This window comes from Chitinophaga sp. Ak27 (assembly GCF_012726295.1).
Lineage (GTDB): Bacteria > Bacteroidota > Bacteroidia > Chitinophagales > Chitinophagaceae > Chitinophaga.
Genome location: NZ_JABAOB010000001.1, coordinates 602,755 through 615,787, shown reverse-complemented (window position 1 = coordinate 615,787; position 13,033 = coordinate 602,755). Strand labels below are relative to the sequence as shown.

The following is a 13,033-nucleotide window of genomic DNA, read 5'->3' as shown; positions in this document are numbered from 1 at the left end:
ACACGGGCATGATATTGCAAACAGATGACCAGACTATAGAAGATCTCCGGATATTCGGGAAGCGCGACAGCAGCGGCATCTACGACCTGTATAACCATACCCATACCCGGGGAGGTGAAGCGATACTGGGAGATATGTTCCGCCATCCTTTGTCGGACCGGGGAGAGATTAACCGCCGAAGCAGCATCATTGAACATTTTGCGCGATATAACATCCGGTTTCCATTCAATGCTTCTTTGTTTGACATGGCAGAGAAATACCTGGCTAACGCCGATGCGCAAACGAAAAATGCCACGCGCAACGCTACCCTGGGGGAAAAGGAAATTAACAACGGCGTAGGCGCCGTCATCGAGTTGATTCAACAGGTAGGCGCCTTCGTTCATTCGGATGCGGTAGAAGGCATTGCAGCCTATGCCCGCGAACGCCAGGATATTGTGAGTCTGCTGGCAGATCCGGCGCTGGCGCCGGTACATGGAGAAAAGGGCAAAGGAAAGCTGTCGTATGCGGCAGTAACTGCCTACGACCTGCTATTCCGTACCCGGGAGCGCCAGCGCATAGAAAAGATCCTGCAGCATGTATATTACCTCGACGTATATATTTCAGTAGCAAAAGTAGCCACAGAACAGCGTTTTATATTTCCCAAAGCGCTGGAAAAAGGCGGCGATATGTTGTTGCTGGAAGGGGTATATCACCCCGGCCTGAAGAATGCCATCGGCAATAATGTGCGGCTGAATACCACAGAACATGTCATCTTCCTGACCGGGGCTAACATGGCGGGGAAGTCCACTTTCCTGCGTTCGCTGAGCATTGCCGTATACCTGGCACATATGGGATTCCCTGTGGCGGCGCGGCGGATGGAGTTTGTAGTGCTGGACGGCATTTATACCACTATCAACCTGCCCGACAACCTGGGTATGGGCGCCAGCCACTTTTATGCGGAAGTACTGCGGGTGAAAAAGATTGCCACGGAGTTGGGGGCAGGCAAATCGCTGCTAGTCATTTTCGATGAACTCTTCCGTGGCACCAACGTAAAAGACGCTCATGAGGCCACGGTAGCCATTACCGGCGCTTTTACCAAAAAGAAGAACAGCCTGTTTGTCATCTCTTCCCATATTGTGGAAGCAGGAGAAGACCTGAAACAATATCCCGGGGCGGGATTCCTCTACCTGCCTACCCGTATGAACGGGCATACGCCGGAATATACGTATACCCTTGAACGTGGGATTACAGATGACCGCCACGGGATGATCATCATCCGCAACGAAGGGATACCGGATATCCTGAAGAATGGCCGTAAACGTGCATTGGAACAATAAAAGAACTGTTATGAGCTTCAATATCGATAAACAGACCGTAGATGAACTGAACCTGCTGGGTAAATACCGTAACGGTTCTGTATACCACCTGTTCAACCAGGTGAAGACGAGGGGAGGAGAACAGGTACTGGACAACATCTTCCGCCATCCATTGGAAGATGCGGCGGCGATCAACGAAAGAGCCACAATTTTCCGCGCCTTCCAGGAGGCGCAGCTGGCCTTTCCTTTCGATGCCCCGCAGCTGCACCTGATGCGTGAGTACCTCGACGGCAGCGCACCCCGCAGCGCCGCCGTAATCATGATAGATACCCTTATCAAAAAGGTTCTGGCCACGCTCACCCGCGATGAAAGATATCGCAGGAAAGTACAGGGGCTGCAGGCCACCATCGTAACACTGAAACGGTGCTATAGCTTCCTGCAAACGCTGCCCGCCACTACCGGTCAATATACTGCACGGGTAGGTGCCATCAGGGATATCCTTGCGAATAACCAGGTAGATAAGCTGATGAATATCGATATCTATCAACCGTTGTCGGTGAGTACACTCGCCTTCTATGATCATTTATTAAAGGGGCGGCTGCGTGATGCGATGGAACAGGTATTGACCTTTATTTATGAACTGGATGTAAACATCGCTGTCAGTGATGTAGCGAGGACTAAAGGTTTTACTTATGCCACCGCGCTGCCGAAAGGGAAAAACAAATTGACGGTTACCGGTTTGCGGCACCCATGCCTGCAGGGAGCCGTGGGCAATGATCTGACCATGGAAGAAAATAGTAATGTACTGTTTCTCACCGGGGCTAATATGGCTGGTAAATCTACGCTGATGAAATCAGTCGGCATCGGGTTGTACCTCGCCCACATGGGTTTCCCGGTGGCGGCAAGCACGATGTCGTTTTCCGTAAGGGAAGGCATTTGTTCTTCCATCAACGTAGCAGACAACATCCACCTGGGATACAGCCATTTCTATGCAGAGGTGATACGCGTGAAGCAAGCCGCCGAAGCCGCTGCCAGTGGTAAACGGTTGCTGCTGATGTTCGATGAGCTGTTTAAAGGCACCAACGTAAAAGATGCTTTCGACGGTACACTGGCGGTTACCTCCGCTTTTGCAGAGTACCAGGACTGCCTGTTCATCGTATCTACGCATATTATTGAAGTGGGAGAAGCATTGAAAGGAAATCCTAACATCCGGTTTGCTTTCCTGCCAACGGTCATGGAAGGCGCCCGCCCGCGTTATACGTACCGCCTCCAGGAAGGGATTACGGAAGACCGGCAGGGGATGATGATCATCCGCAACGAAGGTATCCTGGAATTAATCGGCTCCTGACGTTTTCATACATTTCAAAACAATTTACATGAAGAGATTGATCATTTCCAGCGCCGCAGCGTTGCTGGCGCTTTGCAGCATGCGCGTATCCGCCCAGGAGAAAAAACTGGCTAACCTGACGAAGGAAGACTTCATTGCAGATTTTAAACTGGCAGTGGAGATACTGAAGAAACAGCATCCTAATCCTTATAAATTCATCGACTCCATCAGCTTCCAGCGCAAGGTGGATTCGCTGATGGAAAAGGCAGCGGGGCAGCCTGACGTACTTTCCTGCCTGCAGTATTCGCCCATCTATCTCGTCAGTGATGTGCATACCAACCTGGGTGTGAGCAACGATAACGCGAAAGAACTGTATAGCCTGATCCACCTGTTTCCATACCCGGTGGTTATAGAAAGGGGTAAGATATTTATTAATATCAAAGGCGGCCCCATTCCTTTTGGTGCGGAAGTAACCAGCATTAATAATATGCCGGTGAAAGATATACTCCAGGCGTTGTCGGCCTCCGCCTACAGCGATGGCCATATTACCACTGGTATGGATCGCCTGTATCCTAACTTCCAGGTGATGTACAGCCTGTTGTCGCCGAACCAGTCAACGTTCCAGGTAAGTTATATTACGCCCGGCAGCAACGACACCAAAAAGGTGACACTGCCTTTCGCCGATCCTACACAGGCATTCCATGCCAGCAAGATGGGAGTATTCCCGGTAAACCTGTTGCAGCGCGCCTACTATATCTACAATAACTATTACGACGATACGAAAACCGGTGTGCTCACCGTCAACACCTTTGCCATCAATGAATCAGATGCTTACAAAGAATTCAGCGAATTTTTTAAAGAGATCAACAAACGCCAGTATAAGCAGGTAATCATCGATGTGCGTGCCAATGGTGGTGGTAACCCGGCTATTTCCGCATTGCTGTATTCGTTCCTCACCAATGCGCCGTTCCGGAATGTATACAACTACCGCACCCGCACCATCGATATTGCCTACCCGGAATATGCTATCGCAGAAAATGGAAGACGCTTGTCGGACGAAGATTTACAAACCCAGAAGAACTTCCTCTACCAGCGTTTCGACAAAGACAGCAGCGGATTATATATCGGCAACGCCCGGCTGCGTGACGGCTTGCTCGAAAACTTTCCGCCCGACAAAGATGCCTTTCATGGTAAAGTATATGTTCTTACCGGTGGCGGCACCGTATCAGCGGCCACTTATTTTGCCGCACTGGTACAGCAGAATAAAAGAGGCCTGATTATCGGTAAAGAAACGGGTAGTGGCGCCGCCGCCACTACGGCAGCCTGGTTTATGAAATACCTGCTGCCCCGCACTAAAAGCATACTATCAGTGCCGATGTCGGAGTTGTATTTCTTCAATGCTACAGCAGATAAAGGTCACGGCATTCTTCCTGACAAAGAAGTGCCCATGAATAAATTTGTCTCATACATCCAGGCCAGTAAAGACCCGGAGCTGAGTTATACCCTGGAATTGATTTCAGGAGAAAAGCATTAATTAGTGGCAACGGTTGATTAGGGGCCATGCGGCGGGAGCTGCATGCGCCCTTTTTGTTTCAGCATATTTAAAAATGCCTGTCCTTCCCCACATTCGCCGGGTTAATCAGTGCCCGGTTACAATACGTATCCGGATCAAAATCATCCACATTGATAGATAAGAAAGATACCTCCGGTAATAACGGCGCCAATTGCTCTATGATAGCGCTCGATAGGTGAGATTTTTGCTCTTTAGTACGCCCACCCATAATACTGGCGAAAATATGCAGGAAGCTATCCTTTCCATCACCCAGTTTGTAGTGCGTGAAAGCGTTGAGCCGCACTTTAATATCGTTTTTGGCAAACAGCCCGGTAGATTCCGCAGCCTGGTACACGGTATCCATGATCCGTTCGGGGGATTGCAGTCCCAGCACATTGTTAGAGCATTCAATTACAAAATGTGGCATATAGAAGAATATTATCTCACCTAAATATACGTAAAAAGTAAAGCTGGTCTATGCAGACCAGCTTCACATAAAGCACAATGGCGTGTGCGATCATTAAATTTTAACTACCCGGAAAGTTTTTGTTTTGTTCTCTCCTTCCAGCTTCAGGATATAAGTACCGCTTGGCAGCGTACTGATGTTTTTGTTGAGTTGCCTTTCTCCTTTCGGGATCATCCATTGCCGCAGGATGTTACCACGTATATCCATCAACGTAACCATCCGGTAAGTAGCGCCGTTCAGGTTAATGGTTAACTGCCCGTTCGTGGGGTTAGGGTAGGGCAGCAGTTGGGCCGGTGTGGCGCTTTCCGCCATTGCTTCGGGCTTAATATAAGCCATGCGGGCGGTAGAAGTATCTACGGCGCAGTTGTCGATGCTGAACCAGTTGAACTTAAAGGCGCCCGATTGCACATGTATGCCGGTATAGCTGAGTGCAGGCAATGTGATCGTTGCCTTGATAGTGCGCCAGGTACCGCCGGTAGATGGAATGCTGATGGTACCAAAATTAAACCCGCTATGTCCTATCCATACGCTGGCAGCGGCGGTAGACGATACGCGGATGCTGATGGTATATTTACCTTTTACAGGAACATTCAGGGTGTTATATGCCCACCAGTCGTTGACATGCAGGTTGGTGAAATCCTGGCCTCCTCCCACATCGGTACAGGTTTCCAGGATAGGGCCTGTTGCCCGGTTGGAAGCGCTTTCAGCTTCGTATTTATCATTTACTGTACAGGTATAGCCCGTTGCTGCGACTGCTGTGGCGGATATGGCGCCGGAGCTGGCGGTTACGCTATAGGTGCCCACTGCATTACCGGCGGTAAATACGCCGGTGGTGTCGATGGTATTTGCCGGGTCGCTGGTACTCCATATGGGCTTAAAGGCAAAGAGGCTGTCACGCTGGTCATAGCCTTTGGCGATGAACTGCTGTGAGGCGCCTAATGGTACAGTTACCGTATCGGGTGTGAGTACAATGCGGGTAAGAGCTGGGGGTGTAATTACCTGTACGATGGCGGCATCTGTTATGCCAGCCGCCGTAGCCTGTACTAGGTAGTTGCCGGTAGTGCCTGCCGTAAAGAGACCGCTGGCACTGATGCTGCCACCACCGGATACTGACCATGCCGGCGATATTGCAAATATGCTGCTGTCTTGACCATAGCCTGCAGCGGTAAATTGCTGCGTTTGACCGGTATTCAGGGTAGCGCTGTCGGGCTTGATGGTAATGCGCGACAAGCCGATGGAATCAGCACGGAAAACGCTTAGCCAGTTGAAGTTCCATCCATCTTTGTTGGATACGATCCTGATGGTTTGCTGCCCCTGTTCCAATCGTATAGGCGCCGACGTAACCGTTATCCATTTCTGCCAACCGCCGCTGACAGGCAGGTTCACGGTTTGCAGGGTAGAGGTATCCAGCTGTATCTTCAGGCTGGCAAGCGAATTTACTGCTACACGGAATTGCAGGCGGTAGGTATCAGCCCGGGGCACGTTGAGGTCATATTCAAACCAGGTATTTGCGCCGATATAGCTTACATCCAGCCCTCCTCCTATGTCGGCCGTGGTTTCGGTGCAGCAGGCATTACTGTTGTCAAAGCTTTCTGCCTGTATTTTTACGGGTAGGTTCCGGTAATTGGTAGCCCGCACGTTGACGTTGGTATTGCCTGTTTTAGTAATAGTGTCGACGGTGGCGGTGGCGCTTACTTTGCCGGAGCTGTTCAGGGTTGCCAATCCGTTGGCCGTAATGGTATTGCCAGTGCCGGTAATACTCCATACCGGTGTAATGGCCATGGGATACCCGTTCTCATCAAACGCCTTGGCTGTATACTGCTGTTGTTTGCCAGCGAGGAAGGAAAGGTCTGCTGGCGTTACTTTAATGGTGTCCAATACTGGTGTACCCAGCCCTTTTTGGTAGATGCGTGCATAGTCTACCTGCATACTGTCTGGCCAGTCGGCTTCTACAATATTACCTCCCATGCCGCCGCCAATAGCGACGTTCAGGATCAGGTAGAATTTCTGGTCGAAAGGCCAGTCTTTCCAGTCGGTATGTGGATTGGGGTAGGTAAGGATCACCGTAGAATCATATATAAACCGGAGGGTGTCGGGCGCCCATTCCATGCTATATACATGATAAGCAGTGTCAGCATCCATTAGTTTCTTGCTGGCGGAAATACCGCCGCCATTGGTCCAGTTATGGTTTTGGGTATGAATGGTAGATAATACGGTACCGAAGTTATTACCCACATGTTCCATGATATCGAGTTCCCCGCTTTTGGGCCATCCACCGTAGACGCCGGAGGTAGGCATGAGCCAGATGGCAGGCCAGGAGCCGCGGGCGCGGGGAAGCTTGGCTCTTACATCTACGCGGCCATACAGGAAATCAAATTTCCCCTGTGTGATCAACATGCCGGATGACCAGGGCTCGGTGGTATTGCCGTTAGGGAAGTCTTTTTTCCCGGTGATCACCAGGTTACCGTTTCTTACACGCGCATTATCGTGTGTACTATCCGTATATACTTCCTGCTCTCCATTGATCCAGCCTTTAGGATGTGGATCTATTTTCCATTTGCTGGCATCAGGCATACCGTTGGTATTAAATTCATCGGCAAATACCAGGGTCCAGTCGGGATTGCCTTCAAATACCACGTTGCCTTTTACTGTATAGGAGGCCACGTTAGCGCTGTCCAGTTCGGCGCCGGCCACGGTGAGTTTAAGGGCGGTGCGGGAATAGTTAGCGGGCGAGTTGCCGCTGAGCGTCACCAGGGCAATCGTGTCATTGAGCCGCTGTACGTTGCCGATCGTAACGCCTGCCGGCAGGTTGGAGGCTACCCAGCTGCTGGTATGGAGCGTGGAACTGAATGCGCCTCCGTTTACCTTGGCAGTGAGCACGACGCCGTTTTCATTTCCCATCCTGATAGTGGTATCTTTTAAGACGATATTGGTAGGATTGGGCGCCTGTACCAGGTCGAAATACAGGATACCATTGGCTTTCTTGCCATCAATAAACTGTATGGCGATGGTGTTAAAGTCGGTCCTGTTTTTTACACTTTGAAAGTTGAAGGTGGCTTCTTCCCACTGGTTCACGCGGGAAGGTCTGTAGGTGAAGTATACCGCTTTGCTGTAATTGGTGCCCGGCTGCAGCTTAAACATGATATCTTCCTGAACGTTGCTATATACCAGCATTTTGAAGGTGCTGTTGGAAGAAAGATTGAACGAATCTTTCAGGGAAACGGAGGTGCTCATGTACTCAAAGCAGCTGGTGTCTTTGATAAATTTAGCTACCAGGGGGCTGGTATTGAGCCCGGATGGATTGGGATTAGGTACCCCAAACTGCACTTTCCCGGTAGTGGTGTTACCGGCATAGTAGGTCCATTTGCCGGAGCAGGGACCATGACCTTCCATATCATCCAGCAGAAGGTATTGGGCGTGGAGGCGGCTGCATAGCAGCATGCTCAACACCAGCAAGAGTGTAGACATCTTTTTCATAACGCTTCATTTTGGTGGATGGATCAGTCCCGCTTTATGCGGGGCTGATCCGGGTTTTCGGGTTTTGTTTACGTGGTTAGAGGATTACTTACATAGGATCATTTGCTCATCTAAAAGGTCATAAATTCGGGTTTATTACAGCATCTGCACCGGGTATGGGCATCCAGTAATTCGCTTTGGTAATGGTACCGGAAGGTGGCAGATCTCCCGGATTTTTATTGGCATTGGCTGCTTCTACCTGTTCCAGTCTTACCAGGTCGAACCAACGGTTCCATTCGCCGGCAAATTCCCAGGCGCGTTCATTTACCACCGCGGTGGCAAAATCAGCGCCGGACATACCTGCTGGCAGGTTAGCCAGTCCGGCGCGCTGACGCACGGCATTAATAGCCGTATAGGCGTCGCTGTTAGGTGCGCCGGCAGACCGTGCCTGGGCTTCTGCGTAAATCAGCAGTACATGTGCGTATCGCATCATAATTACGGGATTGGCGGACATATACACATTGCGCGCGCCTGACTGGATGGTGAATTTTTTATAGTAAGGATGTTTGGTGCTGGTTTGTTGCCAGGAAATGGTTTTGCCGTCGCTCAGCGTAAACTGTGTGCTGAAAGTGGCATCTTTCCGGGTGCCTGCCGGGAAATTGTTGAAGAAGTTGAGCTCCGGGAAGAAGTCGCTCCAGCCACCTTCATCTTCAGGCATGGTAGACAAGCCATAGAAAGAGTTATAGGTGATCCACTGTCCGCGGGTGAAGAGGGTGAATACGTCTTCCACGGTGCCGCCGGCGAAGATCTTCAGGTAATCGCCCTGGTAAAGATCAAATCCATACAACGTTTTATTGTCAATCACTTCTTTGGCTTTAGCAGCTGCCAGTGCATACCTTGACTGGTTTTTCAGCGGCCATCCGGCTTCCGTGAGATAAACATCTGCCAACAGGGCTTTGGCGGCGCCTTTATTCGGGCGGCCAGAGCTGCGGCGGGCATTGGGCATCCATTCTTCTGCTCTTTTCAGGTCTGCTTCTATCAGGGCATATATTTCGGCAGGTTTGCTCTTTTTCAGTGTGAGATAATCTGGCGAGTATATTTCGGAAGGGATGATCGGCACTTCTCCCCACAGCCTGGTGAGCCAGTAGTAGCAGAGCCCCCGCAGGTAGCTGGCTTCACCCACCATGGCGCGGATACTGTCGGGATTTCCTCCCTGTACGGCCGTATAGTTGTTGATGATATTGGTGGTAGATTGTATGGTTTTGTAACATCCTAACCAGATGGGGGGCATCCGGCCATTCAGGGAAGAAACGTTGAAGCGGTCGAATTCCCTGAATTCTTCCTTGTTGGAGCCAGCGTGGGTGGTAAGGTCATCGCCGCCCATCGTCATGGCTATTTGTGCCACGGAGGTAAAGCCACTGGTCCATGGTACCAGCAGGCTGCCGTAGGCGCCGGACAATACGGCTTCCAGACCTGCCTGGCTGCTGAGGGCGTCCTTGCCGGCTACCAGTCCACGAGGCTCTTCATTTAGCTGTTTGCTGCACCCCGCCGCCAGCATGAGGCAGAGTACCAGGTATATAGTATGTTTCATATTGTATCGTTTAGTCATGACCGTTATTTTTTAAAAGCTGAGTGTTACGCCACCGGTAATGGTTTTTACATTTGGATAAGTGCCATAGTCAATACCCTGCCTGATATCGCCTGCAGATGAATTGCTTTCCGGATCCAGGCCGCTGTAGTTGGTGATGGTCAACAGGTTAGTAGCGCTGATAAATACCTTAACGCCAAGCGCATTTTTCAGCGCTGATTTAGGAAGGGTATAAGCGAGGCTCACATTCTTCAGGCGCAGGAAGTCACCTTTTTCCAAGAAACGGCTGCTTTGCGTGAAGTTGCGGTTGGTGGTGCTGAACGCCGGTATATCTGAGGTTTCATTCACACCGGGAATGTAGCGGTCTTTGATGGCTGCCAGGGTGGCTTCGCGTGCATCGCCGCCATAGTACATGGCTGCGGCGCTGTTGTAGTTCAGGCGGTCAAACCCAAAGAGTCCCTGGAACAGTAAGTTCAGCGTAAATCTCTTATAGGCAACGGTATTATTCCAGCCGATAGAAGTTTTGGGAATACCGGTACCGATCACATGATAGTCGTTGGCGTCGATGGTGCCGCTATTGTCCAGGTCGAGATAGCGGGAGTCGCCGGCTTTGGCGCCGTACTGGCTGGCTTTGGCATCGCCGGGTTTCCAGGTGCCTAGGTAAGTGAGGCCCCAGATAGCGCCGAGTGACTGACCAGGCATTACCACAAATTCTGATTGGGGCGACATACCACCGCCTATTCTTCGGTTGTTAGGATCGAAGATGCGGGTTTTTCCTTCGCCGAGGGAAAGCACTTCGTTCCGGTTGAAAGACACGTTGAATCCGGTGTTCCAGGTCACGGCACCGTGGTTGATGACATCGCCGTCGATAGAAAATTCCCAGCCTTTATTCTGTACGGAGCCAACGTTCCTGGTAATGGGGTTACCACCGAGGTACATGGGTAAGGTTTCTACCAGCAGCAGGTCGCGGGTTTTCTTTACAAAGTAATCTGCAGTAACGTTTACACGACCTTTTAATAACCCGATATCTATTCCCACATCTTGTTGTTCGGTGGTTTCCCATTTCAGGTCAGGATTGCCGATGTTGCCCATCATCAGGCCCACGAGGTGACTGTTGTTGGTAAACGATGCGGCTATATTGGAATAGGATGAAAGTGTACTATAGGGACTAACGGCCTGGTTGCCGGTAAGTCCCCAACTGCCGCGTATTTTCAAGTTGCTGAAAGTATGCTGGTCCTGCATAAAGGATTCGTTGCTCACCACCCATCCGGCGGAAACGGAAGGGAAATGGCCGTATTTATTATTACCCTGGAATTTGGAAGATCCATCGCGGCGGATAGCGGCTGATACGAGGTATTTATCGCGGTAGCTGTAGTTCACGCGTCCTACCAGGGAAAATATCGCCCATTTTGAATAACCAGAGGAAGGGCTACCAGGGGTACCCAGTGCCAGGTTATTCCACTGGAAGTTTTCATAGGTAAGGTTGGATGCGCCGGCAGATGAGTAATTGGAAGTTCCTTGCTGGTATTCCATCACCGCCGTGATATCGATGTTATGTACCTGGTTGAATGTTTTCCGGTAGTTCAGTGTGTTGGTATTCTGTAACACGATGTCTTTGCCCGAACGTATACTGGAAGAGGAGACATTGTTGTTTGTGATTTTGCCGGCGAAACTCTTGTCGTCGGTTTGCAGGTAATTGGCGCCGTATTGCAGGTTGAACGTAAGCCCGGGAATGATATTGAATTTGAAGCCACCTATCATATTGGCGAGCATGCGATCTTTTACTGCCAGCCTGTTTTCGGTGAGCGCTACCGGGTTATAAAACAAAGACCCTACAGGGTCGCTGATAACGTAGCTGCCATCGGCATTGCGCACCGGCGTGGTAGGCGCCCAGGTGATGGCTTGTGCGAGGGGGCTGCTGGGGCCATCAGGAGGAATATCTACATTTTGTGAGCTGCTATACGAACCGGTGATATTGAGGAAAGTAGATACCCGGTCGGATAGCTTGGAATTAATATTGGATCTTACCGTATAGCGTTTATAGGAAGAGTTATTTATCACCCCATCCTGGTTCAGGTAATTGCCGGAAATGAAATAAGTGGATTTATCGTTTCCGCCGGAGAGGTTTAATAGATATTCCTGGGTGGGCGCTACGCGGAAGATTTCATCCTGCCAGTTGGTGCCACCTTTGGTACGAAACTCCGCGATCTGCGCATCGGTAAACTTAGGTGTGGTACCAACGGCTACCGCATGAGCATTGGCAGTTTCTGCGAAATCGGCTGCATTGAGCAAGTCCAGTTTTTTCAATACGGTGGATGATGACAAGCGGGTGGTGAAGTTGACGCTCAATCCGCCTTTATTACCTTTTTTGGTGGTGACGAGGATCACGCCATTAGAGCCCCTGCTGCCGTAGATGGCGGTGGCAGCAGCATCTTTCAATACCTGTATCGACTCGATATCATCGGGGTTAATAGCAAAGAAGTCTGCGCCTACAAAGCCGTCCACTACGTAGATAGGATCATTGCCTCCATTGATAGAGTTGGAACCGCGGATACGTATACGCACGGCGCCTCCGGGCGCCCCGGCGGAATTGGTGACCTGTACACCGGCGGTACGTCCCTGCAGCACCTGGTCGAGCCGGTTGACCGGCGCATCCTGGAAATCTTTGGAAGAGACAGATGTAATAGCGCTGCTGAGACTACCTTTCCGCTGTTCGCCGTATCCTACTACCACCAGTTCGTTGATATTGGAAGCGGAGGGACGCAGCATAACAGGCAGGTCATTCCTGTTGCCTACCGGTATTTCTATTTTGTTATAACCGAGGGAGGAGATGATCAATATAGCGTTATCGTTGGGTACCGCGATGGTGTATTCTCCTTTTTCGTTGGTCACCACGCCCTTGCTGGTGCCTTTTACCTGGATGGTGGCGCCGGGAAGCGGCTCTCCTTTGTCGTTGGTCACTTTTCCTTTTACTTCTTTTTCAACGATGGGAGCTGTTTCCCCGGGTGTGGCTTTCCGTTTTACGATGATCACCTTATCGGAAATAGACCAGGAGAGGGGTTGATCCAGGAAGCAGGCGTCCAGCGCTTGTTCCAGGGGAACATTTTTTAGCTGGAGACTTACTTTTCTTCCCTGTAATAGTTGTTCATCTGTATACAGGAAACTGTAACCGGTTTGCTTCCGGATCTCCTGGAAAATTTTATCCAGGGACGCATTGCGTTGTGATAGGGTAACTGTTTGTGCATACCCTGCTGCGTGGACCTGTAGCAGGGTGATGGTCATCAAAAGCACCGTTAATTTCATGATCAGTACCGTTTTTGCAGATAATCGTGGAAATTTTTTGCCCCAT

Annotated in this window: 7 protein-coding genes; 3 read left to right on the top strand and 4 right to left on the bottom strand. The window is 50.5% G+C overall.

The annotated features are described in order from the left end of the window. The first annotated feature begins 8 nt into the window (after positions 1 to 8). Genes HGH90_RS02430 through HGH90_RS02420 form a run of 3 tightly spaced genes read left to right on the top strand, consistent with a single transcriptional unit; the run spans position 9 to position 4,156 of the window. The gene (locus tag HGH90_RS02430) at positions 9 to 1,316 is read left to right on the top strand and encodes a MutS-related protein (RefSeq protein ID WP_169190310.1); all 1,308 of its coding nucleotides are present in this window, start codon (positions 9 to 11) and stop codon (positions 1,314 to 1,316) included. A gap of 10 nt (positions 1,317 to 1,326) precedes the next feature. Further along, positions 1,327 to 2,643, top strand: a complete 1,317-nt coding sequence (locus tag HGH90_RS02425; protein ID WP_168763415.1) for a MutS-related protein — start codon at positions 1,327 to 1,329, stop codon at positions 2,641 to 2,643. A 28-nt stretch (positions 2,644 to 2,671) separates the two neighbouring features. After that, positions 2,672 to 4,156, top strand: coding sequence for a S41 family peptidase (locus tag HGH90_RS02420; RefSeq protein WP_169190309.1), 1,485 nt, complete (start codon positions 2,672 to 2,674; stop codon positions 4,154 to 4,156). A gap of 67 nt (positions 4,157 to 4,223) precedes the next feature. Here the strand turns inward: HGH90_RS02420 and HGH90_RS02415 are convergent, their stop codons facing one another. The 4 genes from HGH90_RS02415 to HGH90_RS02400 form a co-directional block, all read right to left on the bottom strand. Further along, on the bottom strand, positions 4,224 to 4,601 hold the full coding sequence (locus HGH90_RS02415) for a 5-carboxymethyl-2-hydroxymuconate Delta-isomerase (RefSeq protein WP_168763413.1): 378 nt from the start codon (positions 4,599 to 4,601) through the stop codon (positions 4,224 to 4,226). Positions 4,602 to 4,694: 93 nt separating this feature from the next. After that, entirely contained in the window at positions 4,695 to 8,117 is a 3,423-nt protein-coding gene (locus HGH90_RS02410; RefSeq protein ID WP_169190308.1) for a carbohydrate-binding protein, read from the bottom strand. 118 nt (positions 8,118 to 8,235) lie between these two features. Next, on the bottom strand, positions 8,236 to 9,687 hold the full coding sequence (locus HGH90_RS02405) for a RagB/SusD family nutrient uptake outer membrane protein (protein WP_169190307.1): 1,452 nt from the start codon (positions 9,685 to 9,687) through the stop codon (positions 8,236 to 8,238). A gap of 30 nt (positions 9,688 to 9,717) precedes the next feature. Next, a complete protein-coding gene (locus HGH90_RS02400; protein ID WP_169190306.1) occupies positions 9,718 to 12,987 on the bottom strand; it encodes a TonB-dependent receptor in 3,270 nt (1,089 codons plus the stop codon). Between the last annotated feature and the right edge of the window lie 46 nt (positions 12,988 to 13,033).